A 22600-nucleotide genomic window follows, 5' to 3' on the forward strand; every position below is an offset into this window, starting at 1 on the left:
CCCACGCTACGGCCGCGCAAGGGGGTGCGCGTATGACAGATAACTGCCTAGGCAATGCCGCTCGGCGGCCGCGATGTGATGTCGCGCCGATCGGTTAAAACCCCATGACACACGCCGCCACATTGCGGTAATCGCGGCTTCACGGTGCCCACCTGGGCCATCGTGGTCGGTGACGTGATTCACGGCCATTCCCCGTGTTCCGCCGTTTTCGACCACCGCGCCCCCGGCCCCGCACACGACTGGGCCCGTGCCTCACCGAGGAGCCCCGCCTTGTCACCTCGCCATCCGCTGCGCGCGCTGACGTGCGCCCTGTTGCTGATCGCCTGCGCGGCGTGCGACGGGGCGTCGGGTTCCGACGCCGGCCGGGACCCGGGCGCCGCGCGGCCCGGCGCGGCCGGCGTCGGCGACCGGCTCTTCCCCGGCCTCGGCAACGGCGGCTACGACGTCACGCACTACGACCTGGCCCTCGACTACGCGCCCAGGAGCAACCGGTTGCGCGGCACGGCACACCTCACCGCCCGCGCCACGAGCCGACTCAGCTCCTTCAACCTGGACCTGACGGGGCTTCGGGTACTGCGGGCCACCGTCAACGGGGCGCCGGCCGGCGTCACCCGCGAGGACGCCGAACTCACGCTCACCCCACGCCGGGCGCTGGCCGCCGGGCGGGCGTTCACCGCGACCGTCGAGTACGCCGGGACGCCCAGGACGCTGGTGGGCGCCGACGACAGCGAGGAGGGTTGGATCGAGACCACGGACGGCGCGGTGGCGCTCGGCGAACCCTCCGGCTCCACGGCCTGGTTCCCCGGCAACCACCACCCCAGCGACAAGGCCCCGTACGACATCGCCGTCACCGTCCCGGCCGGCTACACCGCCGTGGCCGGCGGCGAGTTGCGCGAACGCCGGACCCGCGACGGCCGCACCACCTTCGTCTGGCACAGCGCCGAGCCGATGGCCAGCTACCTGGCCACGGTCGCCATCGGCACCTTCGACGTACGCACCCGCGGCGACCTGCGCGCGGGCGACGCCACCGACCCCGAGGAGCCCCACATCGACACCCAGGAGAAACCCCAGCAAGCACGGCGGAACGACCCCCGCGAACCCGCCCCGCCCGACAGCCAGCCCGACAGTCAGCCCGACAGCCGGGCCGGGGACGGCCAGCCGGCCGACGCGCGACGAGTCGGCGGGCGGCCGAACACCGAACAACGGGGCGACGGGCGGCCGGAGGGCCACCGACGGGCCGGGGGCGACGTGCCGCAGTACGTGGCGATCGACCCGACGCAGGCGGCGGCGAGCCGGCACGTGGCCGACCAGCTCACCGAGATCATGGACTGGGAGACCGGGATCTTCGGCCCGTACCCGTTCTCCTCGACCGGCGCCATCGTCGACGACACGCCCGACCTCGGCTACGCCCTGGAGACCCAGACCAAGCCGTACTACAGCACGCCGCCCGACGCCTACCTCCAGGTCCACGAGCTGGCACACCAGTGGTTCGGCAACTCGCTCACGCCGCGCACCTGGGGCGACATCTGGCTCAACGAGGGCTTCGCGACGTACGCCGAGTGGCTGTGGGAGGTGGAGCGGGGCACGGCGGGCCGCACCGCGGACGAGATCTTCCGCGACTACTACGACGGCTCCGACGGCCAGAGCGAGGGCATCTGGGCCTTCCCACCCGGCACCCCGCCAGGGCCCGGACAACTCCTCGACCCGCCGGTGTACGGGCGCGGCGCGATGACCCTGCACCGGCTGCGGCAGACGGTCGGCGACCGCGCCTTCTTCGCCATCGTCCGCGCCTGGGTCGCCGAACACCGGCACGCCACGGTCACCACCGAGGAGTTCATCGCCCTGTGCGAACGCGAGTCGGGTCGCGACCTGGGCGAACTCTTCGACGCGTGGCTGTACGAGAAGGGTCGGCCGAAGCTGTCCTGACCGGGCCCGCGCGGGCGCCGTACCGCCGCGCGGCGCCCGCCCGGCTCGGGCGGTCAGCCGCGGCGGTGGCGGGCCAGGCGGCGGGCGAGCGGGGGCACGGCGGCGCCGGTCAGCAGGGCGGCGAGCGGCAGGGCGACCAGCAGCCAGGGCCGGCGCAGCGGCCGGTAGGTCGCGGTGCCGTCCTTGATCTCGATGAAGCCACGGGGCCGGGTGATGGCACCCCCGCCGCCCACGCCCTCACCGTCCCCGACGCCCGCGCTCGGCCCCGAGCCGATGCCGACGCCGAACCCGACGCTGACCTCGGCGACGGGGATGACGGTCACGCCCCCGGCGGTGACCGGCTCGCCGTACGCCACCGCCGCCGAGACCCGCTCACCGATGTCGTCGGCCAGCCGCTCCAGTTGGGCCTCCAGCCCCGGGCCGGCCGACGGCGGAAGCGCGGGCCGGGAGGCGGGGCGGGAAGGGGGCCGGCCCGTCGTGGCGTCCGGAGCGGTCATCGAGTGCCTCCAGCGGCGTGGCGTACGAACGGCGTCGGCCACGAACGTTATCCGCCCGGGCCGGCCACGCGTGTCACGAGGCCCGCGCCCCCGCGAACGCCTTGCGGTACTCCCGCGGCGACACCCCGACGTGCAGCATGAAGTGCCGGCGCAGGTTGGCCGCGCTGCCCAGGCCGCTGCGCTCGCTGACCCGCTCGATGGGCAGCGTGGTGGTCTCAAGGAGCGTCTGGGCCCGTGCGAGGCGCTCGTTGAGCAGCCACTTCAGGGGCGTGGTGCCCGTCGCCGCCTGGAGCTGCCGGAAGAAGGTGCGCGGGCTCACCCCCGCGCGCCGGGCCAGGTCGACCACGGTCAGCGGCTCGTGCAGCCGCTCGCTCGCCCACTCCAGGACCGGGCCGAGCCCCGCGTCGTCGGTGGCCGGCACCGACAGGTCGATGAACTGCGCCTGGCCACCGGCCCGGTGCGCCGGCACCACCATGCGCCGCGCGAGCTGACCCGCCACCCGCGCCCCGAGGTCACAGCGCACCAGGTGCAGACACAGGTCGAGGCCCGCGGTCATCCCGGCGCTGGTCAGCACGTCACCGTCGTCCACGTACAGCACCGAGTCGTCCACGGTGACCTTCGGATAGCGCTTGGCCAGGTCGTCGGTGTGCATCCAGTGCGCGGTGGCCCGCCGCCCGTCCAGGAGGCCCGCCTCGGCCAGCGCGAACGCGCCGGTGCACAGCGACACCATCCGCGCGCCCGACTCGGCCGCCAACCGCAGCGCGGCCACCAGCTCGGGCGGCACCGGCGCCTCGCCGTCCACCACCGACATCGGCACCGAGGGGACGATGACGGTGTCGGCCGTCGCCAGCGCGTCCAGCCCGTACCGGGTGCGCAGCGCGAAGCCGCCCGGCGGCTCGTCGTCCGCCGCGCCGCCCGGGTCGGGGCTGGCGGCGCACAGCCGCAGCGTGTACCAGGTGTCGGCGAGGTCCGGTTGCGGCTTGCCGAACACCGAACAGGCGATCGCCAGTTCGTACAGGTCCCACGGCGGCACGTCGACGTCGTCCACCACGGCGATCGCCACGCTGCCCGGCCTCATGCCCCACTCCCCCGCCAAGCGCCCCCGAGAGCGCGAAACCCATGGTCCATGGCGTCGACCGTACGTCAGACCACTGACAGCGCCCGCCGGGCGCCGCCCACTTCGGCTGGCAGGAATTTTGCGCAGGGCGTCAGTTCTGCCGCTGTCCCGGGCGCTCGGCCGGTGCGAGCGTAGAGACCAAGCGAGGCACCCGCCGCGAACCTCACCGAGACCCGGAATCCGGGGACCGAGGGCCGCGGGCCGGCGGGCCACGCCCCCGCGCGGCGTACCCCACGGCCCGCGGCCCCTCCCCGCTCACCCGGCCAGGGCCGCGCCCCGCCGTGCCCGTCTCCCTACGCGTCCGCACCACCCACCAGTCATCACCCATCACCCATCACCACAGGAGCACCACCCACCATGAACCCCTCGCGCCCCAACACCGCCGACGCCACGACCGCCACCACCGCCCCCGAGGCCCAGCAGGCACAGGAGACACAGCAGGCCCAGCAGGCCCCGCCGACCAGCGTCAGCGTCCTCGGCCTCGGCCTGATGGGGCAGGCGCTGGCCGCCGCCCTCGTCGGCGCCGGCCACACCACCACCGTCTGGAACCGCTCGCCCGACAAGGCGGCCGACCTCGTCACCCAGGGCGCGACGCTCGCCGCGACCGCGCGCGACGCCGTGATCGCGAGCGACGTGGTGATCGTCTGCGTCACGGAGTACGACGCCGTACGCGCCCTGGTCGAACCGCTCGCCGACGCCCTGCGCGGCCGGCTCCTGGTCAACCTCACCTCCGGCTCGTCCGCGCAGGCCAGGGCGTTCGCCGCGTGGGCGGCCGAACACGGCGTCGACTACCTGGACGGCGCGATCATGGCCATCCCGCCGGTCGTCGGCACGCCGCACGCCTTCATCCTCTACGCCGGCGAACGCTCCGCGTACGAGGCCGCCGAGCCCGCCCTGCGCGCCCTCGCCCCGGCCGGCACCACCCACCTCGGCGCCGACCACGGCCTGTCGTCGCTGTACGACGTCGCGCTGCTCAGCCTGATGTGGGGCGCCCTGAACAGCTTCCTGCACGGCGCGGCGCTGCTGGGCACGGCGGGGGTGCCGGCGACGGAGTTCGCGCCGTTCGCCAACCAGTGGCTCGGCTCGGTCACCGGCTTCGTCTCCGCGTACGCCGCGCAGATCGACGCCGGGGCGTACCCGGCCGAGGACGCGAAGATCGACACGCACCTCGCGACGATGCACCACCTCCTGCACGAGAGCGAGGCGAGCGGCGTGGACACCACGCTGCCGCGCTTCGTCCAGGCCCTGACCGACCAGGCCATAGCCGAGGGCCACGGCGAGTCCAGCTACGCGGCGATGATCGAGCAGTTCCGCAAGACCACCGCCGCGCCCGAGCCCGGCGCGTAGGCGGTCCGGCGCGTAGGTGGTCCAGGGCGTAGGTGGTCCAGCGCGTGAGCGGCCCGGCGCGGGGCCGGACGCGCCGCGCGGGGCCGGTGCCGTCGCCGGAAAAGCGGTCGCACCGGCCTCGCGCGTCGACCTACGCTGCCCGCATGGGCGTCTTCTCCTAGGCACACGGACGTAGTGCGCGTTCCCCCAGCCCGGCCGGCCGCGAGCCGCCGGGCTCCGTCCGTACGCCCGAACACCCGCTCAGGAGAACACCACCCATGTCACACCCCTTCTCCCCCGCCTCACCTTCTTCAGGTTTCTCAGCCTTCTCCCCTTCCTCGGCGTCCTCGGCTTCTCCCGCCCTCGACCGCCGCATCGCCCGCCTGCGCGAACTCGCCGCCGCCGAACCCCGGCTGACGGGCGTGCTGCTGTACGGCTCGTGGACGGTCGGCGAGGCCGACGCGCACTCCGACATCGAGGCGTACCTGTACGTCGAGGACGACGCGCTCGCCGACTTCGACGGCCGCGCCTTCGTGGAGCGGCTGGCCCCGCTGCGACTCGCGTACACCAACCTGTACGGCATCCTCGCGGTCGTCTTCGACGACCTGATGCGGGGCGAGTTCCACCTCGTCGCGGCCGGGCCCGGCATCGCGGAGATCGACTCGTGGCGGGGCATGGTGCACCTGCCCCGCCCGGAGGCGGCCGTGCTGCTCGACCGCGACGGCCGGCTGACCGAGGCGGCCGGTGGGCTCGCCACGTTCCAGCCGCCGGAGCCCGTGGAGACCGCCCAGCAACTCGCGGACGAGCTGGCCAACTGGACGCTGATGCTGGCCCACGTGCTGGCCAGGGGCGAGACGGGCCGCGCGCACGCCCTGCTGCACACGGTGGTCGCCCCGTTCCAGCTCCAACTGTGCCGCCTGCTGCGGGACACCACCGCGCACTGGCTCACCCCGAGTCGGGCCATGGAGGCCGACCTTCCCGCCGCCGACCTCGCCCGCTACCGCGCGACCACGGCCGCGGCCCACCTTCCCGAGGTGCGGGCCGCGGCCCGGCAGAGCTGGCGGTGGTCGCGCGAGCTGACGGCCGAGGCCGCGGCGCGCTGGGACACCCGCTTCGCCCCCGAACTACACGCCGACATCGCCGCGTTGCTGGCCGGCGAGGAGCCCACCTGCTAGGACGCGAGGCCCGGCGGGCCCTCAGGTCAGGCCCCGCCGGGCCAGGAGGCCAGCGCCCGGCAAGCTAGGCCGCCGGAGACGCCTCGGGAACCACCGGGGCGTCGTCGGCGGCCGGGCCGGTCCCGCCGCGCGCGGCCGACCCGGCCGCCGCGTCGGCGCGCCGCTCGGCCCGCCGGCGCCGCAGGTCGGGCACGAGGGTGACGATGCCGGCCACGGCCATGACGGCCCCGAGCCACACCGGGGCGCGCAGCCCGAAGTGGTTGATGCCGACGCCGCCGATCGCGGAACCGATGATGATCCCGAACGTGATGAACGACGAGTGCACGCTGTTGACCAGCGCCCCGGGGTTGGCCACCCGCTGCACGCGGGTGATCATCGCCGGGTTCATCGTCACGCCCACCAGGCCGATGCCCATCATGAACGCCACCGCCGGCACCTTGACGTGGGCCAGCAGCGCGAAGCCCGCCAGGAAGGCCGTGTTGAGCACCAGGCCGGCCAGCAGCACGGCCAGGGTGTGCCGGTCGGCGAGCCGCCCGACGATAACGTTGCCGACGACCGTGGCCGCGCCGTACGCCACGAGCAGCAACGGCACCATGCTCTCGTCGAACCCGGTGACCTCGGTCAGGATCGGGTTGAAATAGCTGAACGCGGCGAACGTGGCACCAATGATCAACATCGAGGTGGACAGCACCAGCCACAGCCTCGGATCGCGCAACGCCACCGCCTCGCTGCGGAAGTCACCGCCGCCCTCGGCGCGCGCCAGGGCCGGTACGCCGACGACCGTGGTCAGCGCGGCCAGCACGGCGAGCCCGGAGATGGCCCAGAAGGCCGCGCGCCAGCCGAAGTGCTCGCCCACCAGCGTGGACAGCGGCAACCCGAGCAGCGTGCCGAGCATCAGCCCGTTCATCGCCACGGCCATCGCCCGCCCGCCCTGCCCCGGCGGCGCCAGCCGGGCGCACAGCGCCAGCGACACACCGAAGAACGCCTGCGAGGCCGTACCGGTGATCACGCGCGCCACCATCATGACCGCGTACGTGGACGCCGTGGCGGCCAGCACGTTCCCCACCAGGAAGATCCCGAACAGCACCAGCAGCGCCGGCTTCTGCTCCATCCGCAACAGGGCGATGGTCAGGAAGGGCCCACCGAAGGCCATGGCGACGGCGAACGCGGTGATCAGATAGCCCACCTGCGCGACGCTGACGTCCAACCCCTCGGCCATCTGTGGCATCAACCCGGCGACAAGGAATTCGCTCGTGACCATGGAGAAAGCGATAGTTTCGCCGGGCGAGGAAATATGGTGCCCAGCAGAGTTCGGGTTTCCCTTTCCCGCCGACACGGGCGCCAGAGCGATAGTTTCACTGGACGAGGAAATGGCGCGAACAGCGTGGCGCATGAGCTGCGAATCGATTCGGCCCTCGATGCGAAGGGGAGGCAGCAGCTCAGGCTCAGGAGGCACCGGGCGCCCTGGTTCCGTTGCCAAGGCGTCCAAGATCACATCCCAGAGTCCCGAGCCCATCCACCGGGGCACCGTACTGCGGGCAGTGTCGATGCTCCCGAACTCCGTAGCCGGCAACTCACTCCAGCGCAGCCCCGTGCGCACCTTGTAGAACGCTGCGTCGAGCACGCCCCGGCCCGCAGTAGTGCGCGCAGGGAGAAGGCGCCGCACGCGTTCCCACGCTGCGTCAGACAACGTGTCAGGGACCAGTCGGTCATGTGCGCGGAACCAAGCACTGACAGCGCACGGCCGCCCAGTACGGCGCCTAGGAACCGGGCCGGTAATGGTCACCCGAATATCGAGCAGCCGGTAAATCTCCTCCTGATAATTCAGCGTGGCCGATTCCAACAACGAGCGCGCGAACGCACTAACCGCCTCTATCCCAGCAGCACGCCCCGCCGCATTGTGCGCTTCCTTTTGCAGGCGTTCGGCTTCACCGCGTGACTCTTTGAGGCTCGCCAGGACTTTACGCAGCTCACGTGTGGATTCTTCGATTATTTCCCTGGCTTCGCTTTCTGTTGCCTGTTCTTCCGCAGCTTCCAACGCCGCAGCAGAGCGGGCGAGGGAGATTGCTTTTCGCTGCTTTGCAATCTCCTCGTCTAGATTCTCAATCACCCCCGAGTAGTCTGTAGCGTCACTGCGACCAGCAGACCAGTCACTAGCCATGGCTGCGAGACTTTCAGCGTCCCCAAGCTTTTTCACGACTTCGCGCCAAACTCGCTTTTCGAGTGCTTGGGCCGACACTCCCGGGCAGCCGCAGGACTTAGTAAACATGTCAGGGGTAATGTGCTCATCCCGCACCCCCGGTGTGAATTTATCCCACCCCTTGCAGCGGTATCCACGCACATTCTTTTGGACGCGCACAGCCCCCACATACGGACGACCACAAGGTCCGACCACTCGACCAGTCAGCGGGTATCGGCGATCCGATTCCTTTTTCGGTCGAGCACGTCCGCTAAGCGCCGCTTTCAGTTCCTCAACTTCTCCTACGGAAAAGATGGGATCTAGACTGACGATCACCGTGTCACCCCACACAGGGTTACCAGAACTGTCAACCCTGGTTCGATGTCCCCGCGTCCCCTTTTCCGTATTCCGGAAGACGAACCTGCTTTTGAGTGTTGTATCCGAAAGCAGGCGTGCCGATAAATCATTTGGAGTCCACGGCTTCCCGGAGCGTCGCCACCATTCCGGCCCCAAGCCATTCAGGCGAGCCGCAGCCTCACGCCGACTGCATCCGTGCTGAACGATGTACTCTGCCGCCTTCCGCAAAATAGCCACTTCCTGTGGATTCTGCTCTAGGCGAGAGATCTTGCGAACCCCTTGATCCGCAATCCGATAACCATAAGGCGGACGCCCCCCGGTCCAACCACCTTCTTGCGCTTTCTCTTGCGCCCCTCCTTGCATACGGAAGGCGATAACTTCTAGCTCTTTCTCTGCGTAGCTAGCCGCATCACGCATCTTTTCGCGACCTTCGACGGTCGTGTTATCGAAATCGCCTTTCACTACTGCGACGTGAATACCCATGTCTTCCAGGTCCCAGACCCACGGCCAGAAGGCACGCCCCTTGCGACCGATAACCCTGTCTTCTGGCACCACCACTACATCAAAGAGCTTCGCAGTCGCATCACGCATTAGACGCTTTAGGCTTTCTCGTTCCTCACTGCCGAGAGTTCCACTCACCCCTTCGTCCGCGTACGTACCAATGTGAATCCAGCCCTTTTTTTCGATATAGGCCACAGTCTTTCGCGACTGCCGTTGGATTCCGTAACCCTTCAACTGATCTTCTGTTGACACCCGCAGGTAGTCCACAGCCCGCAACCGAGGACCGGGCGCAGTGGAGACAACCCGCTCTACTACCTGCACGGCCGCGTGTGTCGATGTGCTTAGATGTGCCATAGCGACGGCTCCCTTGTTCGGCACTAGTCGTCGTCAGCTATGGGGACCGGTGGCCGCCGGTCCCCATAGCGTCTTTACCACGTATTCTATCGCTCCCGTCCCTCACAAGACATAGAGTTCGTCGAACCTGGCTGATTGTTTTCCCGATGATCCGCCCACTCGAAAAGCAGCCGGTAGAGCCGCAGTCGGTCAGCTTCCGAAAACTCTTCGGGGTGCCAGATGACTTCCCCCCCTTCCCTTTCAGGCTCATGCATCGCGCACCTCGTTAGCCGCCTCACGGGCCCACGCGAGGTCACTGGCGACCCCAGCCGCTATCTCAGCCTCAGCAGGAGTGTGCCCGGCCCCCACGAACCGCCAGGCCGCGTCCATCTCACCAACGGGGAGAACTGGACCAGCGTGCGCGGCCCGAGCTGCACGCAGCTTTTTGTACGTTGTGCTGTACCTCGCGCTTTTCGTGAGCGCCTGCCCGCCGTACCCCAAGGTGTGGGCCCGAGCCCGCAGGCGAAGGGACGCTAGAGCGGGCGCGTCGCCCAGGTCCCACGCCGTGCGCATGAGCGTCCGGAAGTGTCGCGAGACGGGCCGCCGTGCGATCTGGTGGCGCGTGAGAAGGCGACGATCGGTACCCCCGAAGCTGCCTACGTCCTTGGTGATGTACTTCGCTATGTACGCTGCGACAGCCTGATCACTCACCGCACCTCGTCCAACGGTGATCGAGTGAATATCAAGCTGAGTACCCCAACGCGCTTCGAAATGCCCTATCTCTGGCGCGTAGGGAAGTGGGGAATAGACCGATTGCACCGCACTCACTATCGCGTTAGAAAGCACTTCTATTGTTGCCCACGCCGGAGGCTCGGAGGCGGGGCCGTCCGGGCCATCCAGGCGTATGACCGCGTGATAGTGAATCGCACCACGCCTTTGGAATTCGGCCACCTTCGTGAAAGCCGCTCCCAAATGCTCTTTCAGTTTGGCTCGCGGGATACCTCCCGCTGTTGCTAGCCGACGCCGGATGACCCGTACCGTTCGCGACCACAAGTCGGGCGCCAGCGCGTTCCAAAGCACGTGGTCCGAGTAGCGATAGCACTGCGGGCAAAGGGGTTGCCCTATCAGCGGATCGGTACGCGAATGGACTTGCGCACAGCTCAGCTCCCTACCGTGCGGGCAGAGGGGTGCATCTCTGCGAGGCCGACACCGACGCCGTTGCTCGCCCAGCCGATGAACGGGCCCGAAACTCGGAGCTGTGAGCGTCACGAAGACCCGCGGATGTCGCGAGACGGCGGGGGGCACGCCTTTACCGCCGAGGAGACCGGCGCGCACCAGATGCCAGGTATCCCCGGCATGCACCCAGCTACACGGTGCGCAGACGCTTTCCCTACGGTTCCGACACCGGACAGCGATTTTCCCGCCCGGGGCAGTTGCTGTTGAGTATTCGTGCAGGACCGTTCCGGATTCCGGGTCACGGATGACCGTGCGGCCGGCAAGGTATATGGGATGAGCGCACCCGTGAACGCGTTGTATTTGGTTGAGCCAGTCCGCGAAGCCCGGGTCAGCGACCAGCCGCAGGATTTCCTTTTCGGTCATACTCAGGGAAGGGCGCCCCGCCCAATCAGCGGGGCGCCCGGTGGAGTGCAGACTCAGGGGATATGCCTTTCTGTGCGTACCCAGGGCCGCCGAGTGCAGCCCCTATTTCCGGTATCGCTCCCCGAGTGAAATCAATAGTCAGCTACTAGCGCTTTCGGTTTTTGGGTCGCCGGCAACATATGCACTTGCGCCACCGGCCCGATGGTGTTCTCTCCCTTCGCCTGCCGCAGGTGAAGCATCGGACGTAGCGATGTGGCATTATTGGCCCTCTTGTGGAATCACGGAAAATGTGGTGATCCACTGCATGGCGGCAAAGATTCCTGTAGCCGCAGGCGTCATACCGACTAGGACGCCGAAACAGAAGATGATTCCAGCGATCCACCACGCCACATCTCGGGACCTGACGAAAAACCACATCATGAGGCCCAGGACCACTATAAGAGGCAGGGCCAACGGGTTTTGCTGGACCTCCTCTGGTGCGGCTATCAGGGTCACAGGTCACCCCCTTCCATTAGAGTCCGGATGTATGGAGTCATGCCAGCGTGTGTTTCCGCTATTGCCTTGGACTCTTCGCGGCTAATGCGAGTCGAGCGCACACGCCGCCATTCGCCCGACACGGCAGAGATTGCCACCCCCTTTTCCGCAGACGAGAACCGCTGGACGAGTTCGACAGCTTCTGGGGCGAGGTCGCCCAGGGCCATCTGTGCCGTTTCCTCGTCGTGCACCGCATGGCACACGCGCCCGCCGAGTTGAGCCCGCAGCGCGGTAACGCCAGGTCCTAGCTCGCTACCTATCCGTTGTCCGGCCACGACCAGGTGAATTCCCAGAGCGGCCCCCAGTTGCGCCACCCGCAGAAGCAGAGTCGAGCATTGAGCCCGCAGCTCCCTACTCTCCTTAGAGCCGTCCGACAGATAGAGTTCCGCCACCTCGTCCACGAGGACGACGATAGGATCGGGACGCAGTTCGCTATCCAAATCCCATATCCCTCGCGCATGCATTGTCCGGCAAAAGCGCATGCGGTGCAGCAGTTCCCGTTCCAGTCGGGTAAGGAGCTGCACAGCTTCTTTTGGAGTGCAGGCGAGAGCGGAGAGCCGAGAGTCGTACATGCCTAGCTCAAGGCCGCCTTTGCAGTCGATTCCCACGAGCGCTACGGGTTGCGGCGCCAGGCTCGCAACCACCGCTGAAAGGAGTGTGCTTTTCCCGCTTTGGGTAGCACCCGCGATCAGCCAGTGAGGCACCTCACGAAAGCTGAGAGTCCAATCTCCTGTGTCCTCCGTACGGCCAGCCCGCACCGTCAAAAGTGGCAGGGTCGAGGGCATCGGAGGAGCGCCGACCTCCGCCCCCATCAGCGGATCGCTTTTCAGCGCCGTGACCACGATCAGGCCGCGTCGCGGCGAGGTCACTCGCACCGCGTGCACACGCCAGGCGTGAGTGAACGCCTCAGCCGCAGCGAGGTACGGCTCTACCGTCTGCCCCGGATGCATGTGAATGCGCAAGGTGAACCCGAGCGTTGTCCTTTTCGCATGCCCGAGCCTAGGCGGAATCGGCCGCAGTTTCTTGCCATCCATTACCGATCCGTGAACCACCGTGGAATGCGCACTCTGAGAGATTGCCAGTCCCGTTTCGCGTGCCAGGCGCCGCCAGGTCCACCGCACCCGCATAGCGGTCGCCGGGAAACCGATCAGGTACCACGCCCACGGGATGGACCGCATTCGGGTGACCCATTGAGGCTTAGGGCGAGTCTCGTAGTGCCGTTGCAGGATGATGCCGGCACAAAGGCCAGCACTTATCACCCAGACGATCAGGGAAGCCACCATGGCTCACCCCCGGTCGGTTCCTCCCCTTTCCCTTCGGACTCAACGCGCGGGTCCGGGTGACTGGCACGTGCTGTCTCAGCCACGGATTGCGCGGCAAAACGCTGCGCGATGCTTTCCATTTCTTCCAAACGGTCTAGCACCGCCTTTGCCGACGCGCCCGCCGATTCCAAGCGCTTCGCAAGCGCCTGCATGAGATCTACAGGGATCGGGTCGGCGACAGCCGAGAGCAAGACGCCGTAGATTGCCTGAACCACTTGCAGGTCTGCCCGCAGGCTGGCCATCAGCTTGTCTAACCGAACCTCACCCACTCGTCGCCCCCTTACGCCCGGGGCCAGTGGGGTCGCCGCCTGCCGGGGCGGGACCTGTCTTCGCCTTTGCCCGCGCGATGCGGTCGGCCCGCCAGGACACGCCGGACCGTCCCTCCAGCATCCACGGCGTGGCCACCAGGCCCTCAATCTCGACCGGGTCGCCTTCCTCTAGCACCGGGTCGCCCGGGACCGCGATCTCCAGGACCCAGGCCCGGCGCGCGCCGAGCTGCCGCACCAGAACACCCACCACGTAGATGTGCCGGCCCTCCCGGTCCACCCGGATTTGGCCCGTTTCGCGGGCCACGCGTGGCTCCGGAGCTACCACACACATCAGCTTTTCCAGCCGCCCGGTATCTACCGGTATTTGCTGCATGCACTTGCCTCCAGCACACTCGTCAGCTTGTCGGACATGTCAGATGTCCGACAAGCAGAGTGCACGGTGGTGACCCTCACAGGCAAGCCTTTAATCTGGTGGGCACGCAGATGTCAGATGTCCGATGAGCCGAGATCGAGCCGGGCACCCGTCGAAGAGGAGCGAGTTCGTTGGACCGCGACACGATCTTTCAGCCCCCGCCGCCCTACCGCCAGGTGGTGACTGTCCTTGCCCGTCGCATCGCCGAAGGCGTCTACCCACCCGGTACCAAGCTGCCGAGTGAAGCGCAGTTGCGGCATGAGTTCGGCATCACGCGATATACGGCCAGAGCCGCCATGTCCGCCCTCCAGGAGCGGGGACTTGTCGAGTCACGCCAGGGGGTCGGCACCGTAGTGCTAGTGCCCCCGCCCGCGCCGTTCTTCGACGTGCCGCAGACGATCACCATCCACCACCCGGGGGGCGTGATCAGGACCGGCCCGCACGGCGACATGGACGCCACACAAGTTGAGCCACCCGCGATCACGCGTATCCGACTCGCCGAGGACACGGCCAAAGCGCTTCACCTAGACCCGCAGGCCGCCGCATTCCAGGTGGACAGGCTGCTTGGTTGCCCAGACCTCAACGGCAAGGAGATGCGAGCGGGGCATCGTCTTGTCTTGCCGTTCGCGATGCTGGCGGACGTGCTTAACCTGTCCATCGACCCCGAAGACACCCCGGCGCGCATCTACACCGCACTGCACGCCGCAGGACAGCGCCTTTCCTGGCAAGAGACCGTGACCGCGCGCACGGCGACGCCGGACGAACGGACCACCCTTGGCGCCCCGAACGGCGTGCCCATCTTGGTCGCCACCCGCACCACTATGGGTACCACCGGCGCGCCCCTCCTACTGGAGGAGCTACGCATCAGCGCAGTGGCCCGCCTTGCGTACGGCATCACGCCGGCACACTCTGACGCGCCGGTGTAGAACGGTCCAACCTTTCTCTACTTCATCAAGGGGCGCGCCGGGGGCGCGCCCGGGCGGTTGGACGCTCGGGCACGCTGCGGCCTGGCGGCCGGTCGTGCCCGGCGCCCGCCGCCCGCAATGCCCCGCGGCAACCCCAAAGCAGCCGGTCACGCCCTTTTCGCCGCTGAACGCCAGGCACAGCCCGCGGCGAGCCCGAGGAGCGCTCACCCTGTCCCGCGACCCGATCACCACGCAGGCACGACAGTTTCGCCTACGTCGCCTTGCGGTCGCCGGGACCGGCATTGCGCCCCCACGGCTTGCGGCATCGCTGAGCGGTTTACATGGCCCGTACGTCGCCGACTGCCCCCCGCTGTTGTGCGCGTCGATCCGGCCAGCAGCGGAGGAGGGGAGTCGGGGCACGCTCCCTCGCGCCGACCACCGCCACCCGGACCGCCCCGCCGTACTCCCGCCGTCCCAGATGACCACCGCGAGGAGACCGCACTCGCTCCGTGGCTAAGGGGGAGCAGCAGCTACCGCGCTCTGGCTGACCTCCCATAGCGCTCCGCGCCCTCACGGACTCACCCGCGAACTGACGCCCCATCAGAACGAGCCGACCGGCACGTTGGCGACCACCAGGCCAACCGGGGCCGAGGCCAGGACCACAGCAACCAACACCGGCCGGCACGGGGTTGCTGGAGGCACACGCGCGCCAGCCCAGCCGCCCGCACCGCCATCGTGGTGACCTTTCGTTGGCTGAGGCAGTCAGACCCGCCGCCGCCCCCTACCGTCGCCACCACACGTGCGCGCGTGCCGACGCTGAACAGACGCAGCGCTACCTCCACCGGTCACCCGCTCATCCAGCCCACACGCCGAACAGACCACATACTCACGCCCCCGGGCATCAACCACCACGTGCACCTCACCCCGGCCGCCAGCCCGCAGACCACGCCCCGTAGCCCGTCGATCAACCATCGGACTTCCCCTCCCTAGCACCACGCAGCACCAGTTGAGCCAGCATGCACATGATCTGTTGCGACCCTCGCAGCTCGACCACTCCGCGCCCTTGGGCATCGGTGATCGCTTGAGCCTGGATCTCCGCCCCCACCTCTTTCGCTACCCGACCCCAGTGCTCAGCCACTTCCCGCGCCTCCTGCCAGGCAGCCACGTACGGCACGCCTGGCACGTACAACAGCGCGTCAGGGTCCCACTCCTCGTCATTACCAGCATTTGTCATGATCACCTCTTTTTTCGGGGGGCCCCACAATAAGTCACCACCGCCTCACGGGGAGCCACCGACACACGAGGACTAGGCAGGCGTCATCTGACGTTCCGTCAACTCCTATGCCAGCCGAGCGCGTTCACGTTGAAACCCGTTTCTTCCGAACTCGCCTGCACGCAGGCGCTGTAAGCCTCCTCCCGGGGAGCCCCGTGCAACCCCGCCACGGCCTGATCGCAGTTGACGGGCTGGACGCCGACGACCGGCGCGGGAGCGAAGTTGAGCGCGCGCCGAGTTGCATCCGACTTTGAGCATTCATTCAGCAGCAACATCAAAACAGTGGCCCAAATAGCCCAGCGCAGACTGGTGTAGTACAAGCTGTCACCTTCCTACCTTGTCAGTTGTCTGATAAGCGGACAGCCCTAGCGTGCATAGGTCCGACACGCACCGTCAAGGGGATTCGACGCGCAGCGAACATGGGCCGACATGGGGGTTAGGAGTGAGCCAGCGGAGCCGCACGGCTGGCAACGTTCACACCGGCAAAGACCGGCTCCAAACCGTGGCAGTCCAGGCCGGACGCGAATGCGCGTGGCGAGGCCGCACCATGTTCGGCCAACCCATCTCTGCGGGCGACACGGAGAAGACCGAGGGGGAAGCAGCCGGTACCGACCCATGGGCCGACTGGCAGCGCCAGCACATCGCGCCCCTCCTCGGAGCCGCCTTCCCTCGCGAACTCTCGCCTCAGAACGAGGAGTTGACCGACCCTCGACCTCTTGCCGCCGTCGCCGCCGCGACCAAGGCCCAGAGCGTGACCCAACAGGCCGCCCAGGCCCGCAGCAGGAAGCCCCACCCCCCAGCTAAGAGCGCCCCGCACAGCAGAACGCGCCCCCTGCCGACCAAGCAGCAGGGGGCGCGCGCAGCGTTGGGTCAGATGTCGAAGTCGCCCGACTTGACGCCAGCCACAAACGCCGACCAGGCCGACGGCTCAAACGTCAGCGCCGGGCCGTTTGGGTCCTTCGAGTCACGAACGGGGACGACGTCGAGGAATCCGGGGGCGACTTCGATGCAGTTGCCGCCGTTGCCGTTGCTGTAGCTGCTCTTGCGCCAAGCTGCCACGCTCAGGTTGGGGGTGTTCATGCTGGCCATACCTTCCCATAGTGTCTCTCAGCAGAGCAGCAGTCTCCGTAGCGGATAGCGCGTCCGCCCGCAGTGAATCGTATACCCGTCCGAAGCTGCGAACGCGAGCCGGATCACGGATGAAATGCCCTCGATCAACGTCCTCCGTATAGACGACTTCGCGACCGGCAGGGAGCGTGATCACCGAGAAGGCCGTTGTCGGGCGCGCGAGATGCGGCCTGTCCCCGGGCAGCACTTGCACCAAGACGTTCGCCGTTCGTTGCACATGCAGAAGGTGTGCACATTGATCACGCATGATCTCTGGCCCCCCCACGGTGTTGTAGAGAACGTGTTCTTCCAAGACCAGCCGTAGCGCGGGCCCCTCCACATCTTGGAAACGTGTTTGTCGGCTCAATCGCGCTTGGACACGAGCGTCAATCTGATCAGTGCTCAGCCCCTCTCGCGTGAACACCGCCTCAGCGTAGGCCGGAGTCTGTAGCAGTCCGGGCATCACTTGTGTCTGGAACTCCCGCAGGGCCAGCGCCTTACCATCCATCTTCGCCCGCTCCGTGAACCAGTCCGGATGCGCGGGATGAGTTGCATACCAGTCCACGTCCCCCCACATCTCGACCAGCAGACCGCCCGCGTTGAGCAGCTTGTCAAACGTCTTGACGTGCGCCAGGTCCGGACGACGCTTGCCTTGCTCGATGTACCCGACCAAGGAACGGTCCGCCGGCAGTTCGGCCGCGAGCTGTTCCTGAGTCAGTTCTGCTCGCATGCGCAACCGGCGCACGAGTATGCCGAACAGTTCGGCCGAAGTAGTACGACCCCCCCGCCCCACCTCTGGCCTTGGCTTCACACTCCATCACTCTCCGTGCGCGACAACGGTGGTTCTGTCGCGGTCGAATCGTAGAAACCGCAACGTCGATAGGGCAACCATGACTTCGCAGACAGTAACCCCCCCCCCTCAGCGCGATCCTGCAAGGGAGTGCTAGGCCCATGACGGAACCCCCTCCAGGCGCACAACCGCCCATCGCCGACGAAACCCCCGTCGAAGGCGCCGAGTTGCACGACAGCGGTCACCTTGACGCCCTGGCAGACCAGTTGACTCAGGCCATCGATGCGCACCTCGCGAACCTTGGCCGCAAGCCATGAGCAGCGGACACAACGGCGCACCTAAGGTGACGTTGTACGTGTGCGCCGCAGCAGCGCACGGCGTGGTGGTCGGCACGGGCGAGCGAGAAACCTATGTCTTCGCGACCTCCGAGACGATCTCTCCGAAAATCGCTTTGCGATGGGTTCGGAGTCAGGTGATGAATATCGCCGATCGTCTCGACCCCGACCCCGCACACGCTGCGTGGGCCGGCCCTTGTCTGCGGGCGTACCCGTTGATGCACCCGACTCCCGACGCCCCCGCAGAGATGCGAAGGTGGGCCGCGGATTTCGAGTCTCAGCGTGCGGCCCTGTCGAGGCTCCGCCAACGGCGTTCCGTAGCCGTGGAGTTCAACGACCCGGGGTGCCGATACTTCATGGTCATCTACGCCGTCACCCGGTCCGGCCCCGAGCTGCTCGCCGACGCCGCGCGGCCCCCAGACCCCCGCCCCGGTCGCACGAGCCACAGGAAGACCCGACGCACGCCGGGTTGGCTCATCCCTCTGCGACCGGGGCGGGCCCGGACAGCCCATCACGTCAGGTCGAACTGACCACGCCGAACCGGAAGTTGCAGCGGACGCACAACCCCCCGTGCCCCTGGCGTTGCGCCGAGTGGATGGCTCCCCCCGGCGCAACGCCAGGCTTATGCGGTAGCGAGGAGACGAAAAATGAGGGAAGTACGGAGAGTGCGCCCCATCACTATCACGACGGGAACCGTCAGGGTCGGCGATATTCTTGACATCCCTGGCGAACCGCGCGTGGTTCTCGACCTACGCACAGACCCGAATGCGAGCGGTTGGAAATTCCTGGTGCTCCGCGATCGCGTGGAGCCCCTTTCGCCGCACGACCGCTTACGCGGACTGCGCTTGCCGCAGCCCAGCATTCAAACTAGCTGAGCCATGCACCCGCCTACCGAGAAAGCAACTTCCCCGTCTACAGAAACGAAAGCCGCGCAATGCTCCGAGCCTGTGTCGCCAGTCTGGTATTCGAAGCTGACGACGTGAAGCATACCGTCGGATGCGACCTAAGCAGTGGCCACCTCAGCCCACATGCACAGTACCTGAAAGACTTCGACGCTCTCGGCGCCGCTTGGGTCTTTTGGGGTGGCGGACGCCTAGGCGTACGAATTCGATACCGGGCCGACTGCGGTGTTGCCAATGCGTCGCGCACGGATTTTTGCCTGCTTTTCAAGCATCATCCGGGTGAGCATTCATGGAAGTACGTAGAACCCCCCGTTGGCGATTTCGCCGAAAAGCTGCACCGGGCATATCCCCATGTGTATAACGCCCCGAAACAAGGCTAGTTGGCGTCCTCATCCGGGTCCACGACGTAGGTTCCCTTGCCCCATTCCGTCACCACGAGCCCACGTTCCCGCAAAACTCGCACCGCGCGCCGCGCAGTCTCCCGGGCCACGCCATGCATCTCGCAGAGTTGCGCCTCAGAAGGGATGCGCGCGCCAGGTTGCAGCCGGCCCTCTCGAATGTCCGCCGCCACCGCTTCCAGTACGCGGAGGTACGGAGCGCGCGAAGCGTGTGGATCAGGGGAGTTCTCGACCATGGGGAGAGCGTAGGCAACAGGGCTACGCGTCGGCGACTTAGACAGGTAGACAGGTAGACGTGTTAGACGTGTTGCTCTACCGTCGGCAAAGCACCACACCAAGGCCCCGACCAACCGGTCCTACGCGGCTGGCCGGGGCACCGCCAGACAGCTTCAGGGAGCTGAACGACAATGCGAGACCTTATCCTCCGAGCGCTGCAATGCGCGCTCCGCGTGCTGTTACAGCCCATCCTCGGCAAGCCACGCAGGAGCGTCACCCGCGCGCCCGCCGCCGAGAGGCGCCATGCGCTCACCCTCCCCGCGCCAGCACCAGTCAGCAGCATGCCGCCCCGCCGCTACCGCATCCACGACCGAGGCCCCGCCATTCGGCCGTACTACGCCGCCCACCTCGCAGCCGACCGCGTTCGCCGTCGGCGACGCAGGGAGTTGGCATGGGCGACCTGGGGACTGGACTATCCCGGGGTGCGGGTTCACGGCAGTGCAGCGCTTGACACCCTCATATCCAACCGTGACCCAGGGGTGGCCGCGTGAACGCCGAGGCGCTAACCGCCGCTGGCCCACCCAGCCCACGCAGCGCCATCTGCGTCTATTGCGGCGAGAGGACCGAGGCGCCCGTACAAGTTGGCTACGTCGAGCGAGCGAGCGCCCCCGGATTCGTTCGCAGCGCCTGCCCCCGAGACGCCCCCCTTGTCGTACGTGACCCGCACCCTGACGCCGAGGGGCGCGAGTAGCCCCCCGCCGTAGACCAGGCCAGCGCCCCGCCTAGCGATCAAGCTAGGCGGGGCGCTGGCTTGCGAACTGTCCGTCACTGCACGTCAAGCACAACCGGCACCAGGCCGCCCACGTGTTCGTGATCTTGCCACTTACCCTCTCGCACCGACGCGGGCGCCAAGATTCCTAGCGAAAGCACGTAAATTGCACGCGGCACGACATTTACTCCTGTGTTGATGAAATTGATGGAAATTGACGGACGAGAGCGAGTGGGGGTGCGGGTCGGCGAGACCGACATGAACGCCAGACACCGGACGCCGGTTTTAGATAGATCAGTACAAAACTTGCCCACACCGAGCCGCGCCGCCCCCACGGGACGACGCGGTTCAGCCGACCGACGGGCCGACTAACGGGCTAACTAGACAGGGCCACCAAGGCCGTATCGGCGACGCTCTCCAACACGGCCCGGTCGGCGCCCCCTTGGGCCGAGACGCGCATGCCGCCGATCACCGCGTTGATGAATCGGGCCAGCGAGTCCGCGTCACGAGTCGTCGAGATCTCCCCGGCTCGCTGCCCCGCCTCGATCACGCCCCGAAACGACGCGAGCCGCCGCTCCAGGTCCCGCGCCAACAGTTCCGCGATCTCCGGGTCGCGGCCGGCTATCTCGACGGTGGTGTTCACCGTGAGACACCCGACGCTGCGCCCCTCGACCCGCCGCTCGAACTCGCCGTCGATGACCACGTCGAACAACGCCCGCAACCGCTCCATGGCCGACCGCTCGACCTGCTCCAGAACGGCCACCTGCCCGGCGGTCATGACGTCCATGTACCGCGCCAGCGCCCGCGTGAAGAGTTCACGCTTGCTGCTGAAGGTGTTGTAGATACTGCTCCGCCCCAGACCCGTGGCGCTACAGAGGTCCTGCGTGGAGGTCGCCTCGTACCCCTTCACCCAGAACGCCCAGACAGCCGCGTCCAGGGCCCGCTCCTCGTCGAATGTCCTCGGTCGGGCCATGCGATCATCGTAACAGGTTTTGGACTGGTCGTTGCAATACGGGTCCGGGAGCGGGCGGGCCCGCTACGGTTGGACCATGACCGCACTGCCCGACTGGATGCGCCCACCACGCGCCGAAGGCTGGTTCGCGGAGGACCTGGACCGCCTCCCCGAGGCACCCCGCCATACCGAGCTCATCGACGGAGCGCTCGTCTTCATGATGTCCCCGCAGAGGTGGTGGCACGGCCACCTCATTAGCTTGCTGACTGTCGCCCTCATGGATCAGGCGCCCGCCAACACGCACGTCGGCCGCGAGATGACCATCCGCCTCGACGCCCGCAACCGCCCCGAACCGGACCTCCTGACCACCACCGCCCCCTTCGACCCCGCCCGCACTTGGTTCACGCCGGACGAGGTCCAGCTCGTCATCGAGGTGGTGTCCCCCGAATCCGCCCACCGGGACCGCACGGTCAAGCTCCGCAAGTACGCGGAGGCCGGCATCCCCCACTACTGGTGCGTCGAGGACGAGGCCGGCGCCCCCGTCGTCCACGTCTACGAGTTGGACGCCCCCACCTCGGCCTACGCCCCCGCCGGCATCTTCCGGGACACCCTCAAGCGCCCGGTGCCCTTCGAGATCAGCCTTGACCTGACGAGACTGCTTCCGCCCCGCAAGAACTGAGGCGAACGGGGGCGGATAGGGGGGCGGGTTCGGAGGGAAATCACACCGCCACGAGCCGCACCCGCTCGCCGCACAGCTTGGCCATATCGTCAATATCGGAAGTCAGCATGACCACGGGGCGGTGCTGTCGCAGCGCGGCCTCGGCGACGGCCGCGTCGATCGCGTACTTGTGTCCGTGCAACCCGGCATTCATCAGCAACTTCGAGGCAGCCCTCGCCTCCTCGTCACCGACCGGGACGACCCGCAGCCCGGAAAGCACCCAGTTCAGGCGTGACGTGTTCGTACGGGCGTGGACGGCCTCGATGATGGTGAGCGCACTGATCACGACCTCCATGCCGCGCGAGCGCGCCTCAGCGATCAGAGCCACCACCTGTTCTTCGTCAGCGAGCAGCTTCGAGAGCCCCTCGCTATCGAGGACGAGCGTCCCCTCGTGACTCAGCCTGCGGCGGGCCACTCGGCCTCCTCGGCGAACACCTCGTCGAATACCTGCCGCGCCCGCTGACGAGCCGGCTCGGAGACCGGCCCCTTGCGGCTCTCGTAGTCCGCCAGGTACTCGTCCAGGACCTGCCCGCGCAACTCACGCTCCACCGCCTCGGCGATGAACGCAGAGAACTCCCGCTTGCCCACGCGAGCCCGGATCGCCTCCGCGGTCCCCTCCGGCAGCGACAAGCTCACCCTCGTCGCTGGCCCTTCCCCGATGCCGTACGTCGCCTCAGCCATGCCATCA

Annotated in this window: 20 protein-coding genes and 2 pseudogenes; 6 read left to right on the forward strand and 16 right to left on the reverse strand. The window is 67.6% G+C overall.

Going from position 1 to position 22600, the window contains the following annotated elements; translation table 11 throughout:
- The first annotated feature begins 270 nt into the window (after positions 1 to 270).
- Positions 271 to 1926 (forward strand): M1 family aminopeptidase, encoded by a 1656-nt coding sequence (locus OYE22_RS10845; RefSeq protein ID WP_277320220.1) that lies wholly within the window; start codon positions 271 to 273, stop codon positions 1924 to 1926.
- A gap of 53 nt (positions 1927 to 1979) precedes the next feature.
- On the opposite strand, the gene OYE22_RS10850 is transcribed toward OYE22_RS10845, so the two are convergent.
- Both OYE22_RS10850 and OYE22_RS10855 read right to left on the reverse strand, forming a co-directional pair.
- A complete protein-coding gene (locus OYE22_RS10850) occupies positions 1980 to 2423 on the reverse strand; it encodes a spore germination protein GerW family protein (RefSeq protein WP_277320221.1) in 444 nt (147 codons plus the stop codon).
- Positions 2424 to 2496: 73 nt separating this feature from the next.
- A complete protein-coding gene (locus tag OYE22_RS10855; protein ID WP_277320222.1) occupies positions 2497 to 3501 on the reverse strand; it encodes a helix-turn-helix domain-containing protein in 1005 nt (334 codons plus the stop codon).
- A 396-nt stretch (positions 3502 to 3897) separates the two neighbouring features.
- Here OYE22_RS10855 and OYE22_RS10860 point away from each other — a divergent pair, with 396 nt between their 5' ends.
- Together OYE22_RS10860 and OYE22_RS10865 are read left to right on the forward strand one after the other, a co-directional pair.
- Positions 3898 to 4887 (forward strand): NAD(P)-binding domain-containing protein, encoded by a 990-nt coding sequence (locus OYE22_RS10860; protein WP_277320223.1) that lies wholly within the window; start codon positions 3898 to 3900, stop codon positions 4885 to 4887.
- Positions 4888 to 5144: 257 nt separating this feature from the next.
- Entirely contained in the window at positions 5145 to 6041 is an 897-nt protein-coding gene (locus OYE22_RS10865; protein ID WP_277320224.1) for a nucleotidyltransferase domain-containing protein, read from the forward strand.
- A 64-nt stretch (positions 6042 to 6105) separates the two neighbouring features.
- Here OYE22_RS10865 and OYE22_RS10870 read toward each other — a convergent pair whose 3' ends face one another.
- The 6 genes and pseudogenes from OYE22_RS10870 to OYE22_RS10890 all read right to left on the reverse strand — a co-directional run bounded on the left by OYE22_RS10870 (position 6106) and on the right by OYE22_RS10890 (position 13439).
- The gene (locus OYE22_RS10870; RefSeq protein ID WP_277324083.1) at positions 6106 to 7302 is read right to left on the reverse strand and encodes an MFS transporter; all 1197 of its coding nucleotides are present in this window, start codon (positions 7300 to 7302) and stop codon (positions 6106 to 6108) included.
- A gap of 240 nt (positions 7303 to 7542) precedes the next feature.
- A pseudogene (locus OYE22_RS10875) lies at positions 7543 to 9432 on the reverse strand (recombinase family protein); the annotation flags it as partial.
- A 246-nt stretch (positions 9433 to 9678) separates the two neighbouring features.
- Entirely contained in the window at positions 9679 to 11010 is a 1332-nt protein-coding gene (locus OYE22_RS33410) for a replication initiator (protein WP_348652201.1), read from the reverse strand.
- Positions 11011 to 11501: 491 nt separating this feature from the next.
- On the reverse strand, positions 11502 to 12578 hold the full coding sequence (locus OYE22_RS10880; RefSeq protein ID WP_277320225.1) for an FtsK/SpoIIIE domain-containing protein: 1077 nt from the start codon (positions 12576 to 12578) through the stop codon (positions 11502 to 11504).
- 233 nt (positions 12579 to 12811) lie between these two features.
- On the reverse strand, positions 12812 to 13135 hold the full coding sequence (locus OYE22_RS10885) for a hypothetical protein (RefSeq protein ID WP_277320226.1): 324 nt from the start codon (positions 13133 to 13135) through the stop codon (positions 12812 to 12814).
- Positions 13128 to 13439, reverse strand: a complete 312-nt coding sequence (locus OYE22_RS10890) for a hypothetical protein (RefSeq protein WP_277320227.1) — start codon at positions 13437 to 13439, stop codon at positions 13128 to 13130. The genes OYE22_RS10885 and OYE22_RS10890 overlap by 8 nt, the downstream gene beginning before the upstream one ends.
- A gap of 239 nt (positions 13440 to 13678) precedes the next feature.
- Here OYE22_RS10890 and OYE22_RS10895 point away from each other — a divergent pair, with 239 nt between their 5' ends.
- Positions 13679 to 14473 (forward strand): GntR family transcriptional regulator, encoded by a 795-nt coding sequence (locus tag OYE22_RS10895; RefSeq protein WP_277320228.1) that lies wholly within the window; start codon positions 13679 to 13681, stop codon positions 14471 to 14473.
- Positions 14474 to 15416: 943 nt separating this feature from the next.
- Here the strand turns inward: OYE22_RS10895 and OYE22_RS10900 are convergent.
- The 4 genes and pseudogenes from OYE22_RS10900 to OYE22_RS10915 all read right to left on the reverse strand — a co-directional run.
- A complete protein-coding gene (locus OYE22_RS10900) occupies positions 15417 to 15686 on the reverse strand; it encodes a hypothetical protein (RefSeq protein ID WP_277320229.1) in 270 nt (89 codons plus the stop codon).
- Between the two features lie 98 nt (positions 15687 to 15784).
- Entirely contained in the window at positions 15785 to 16045 is a 261-nt protein-coding gene (locus tag OYE22_RS10905; RefSeq protein ID WP_277320230.1) for a hypothetical protein, read from the reverse strand.
- 550 nt (positions 16046 to 16595) lie between these two features.
- Positions 16596 to 16805: a DUF397 domain-containing protein gene (locus OYE22_RS10910; protein ID WP_277320231.1), complete on the reverse strand. Its 210-nt coding sequence runs from the start codon at positions 16803 to 16805 to the stop codon at positions 16596 to 16598.
- A gap of 37 nt (positions 16806 to 16842) precedes the next feature.
- Positions 16843 to 17643: pseudogene (locus OYE22_RS10915) on the reverse strand (helix-turn-helix transcriptional regulator); the annotation flags it as partial.
- A gap of 140 nt (positions 17644 to 17783) precedes the next feature.
- Between OYE22_RS10915 and OYE22_RS10920 the strand changes: the two are divergent.
- Complete coding sequence (locus tag OYE22_RS10920) at positions 17784 to 17939, forward strand: hypothetical protein (RefSeq protein WP_277320232.1); 156 nt, start codon at positions 17784 to 17786, stop codon at positions 17937 to 17939.
- Between the two features lie 1296 nt (positions 17940 to 19235).
- Here OYE22_RS10920 and OYE22_RS10925 read toward each other — a convergent pair.
- Both OYE22_RS10925 and OYE22_RS10930 read right to left on the reverse strand, forming a co-directional pair.
- A complete protein-coding gene (locus OYE22_RS10925; RefSeq protein ID WP_277320233.1) occupies positions 19236 to 19493 on the reverse strand; it encodes a winged helix-turn-helix domain-containing protein in 258 nt (85 codons plus the stop codon).
- A gap of 1125 nt (positions 19494 to 20618) precedes the next feature.
- On the reverse strand, positions 20619 to 21215 hold the full coding sequence (locus tag OYE22_RS10930) for a TetR/AcrR family transcriptional regulator (RefSeq protein ID WP_277320234.1): 597 nt from the start codon (positions 21213 to 21215) through the stop codon (positions 20619 to 20621).
- 76 nt (positions 21216 to 21291) lie between these two features.
- Between OYE22_RS10930 and OYE22_RS10935 the strand changes: the two genes are divergently transcribed.
- The gene (locus tag OYE22_RS10935; protein WP_277320235.1) at positions 21292 to 21873 is read left to right on the forward strand and encodes a Uma2 family endonuclease; all 582 of its coding nucleotides are present in this window, start codon (positions 21292 to 21294) and stop codon (positions 21871 to 21873) included.
- 40 nt (positions 21874 to 21913) lie between these two features.
- Here OYE22_RS10935 and OYE22_RS10940 read toward each other — a convergent pair whose 3' ends face one another.
- Together OYE22_RS10940 and OYE22_RS10945 are read right to left on the reverse strand one after the other, a co-directional pair.
- Positions 21914 to 22327 carry a PIN domain-containing protein gene (locus OYE22_RS10940; protein WP_121799751.1) on the reverse strand — a complete coding sequence of 138 codons (414 nt, stop codon included), beginning with the start codon at positions 22325 to 22327 and terminating at the stop codon, positions 21914 to 21916.
- Complete coding sequence (locus tag OYE22_RS10945; protein WP_081219171.1) at positions 22309 to 22593, reverse strand: hypothetical protein; 285 nt, start codon at positions 22591 to 22593, stop codon at positions 22309 to 22311. The genes OYE22_RS10940 and OYE22_RS10945 overlap by 19 nt, the downstream gene beginning before the upstream one ends.
- Between the last annotated feature and the right edge of the window lie 7 nt (positions 22594 to 22600).

It is taken from the genome of Streptomyces sp. 71268, from assembly GCF_029392895.1.
In the GTDB taxonomy this organism is placed as follows: Bacteria; Actinomycetota; Actinomycetes; order Streptomycetales; family Streptomycetaceae; genus Streptomyces.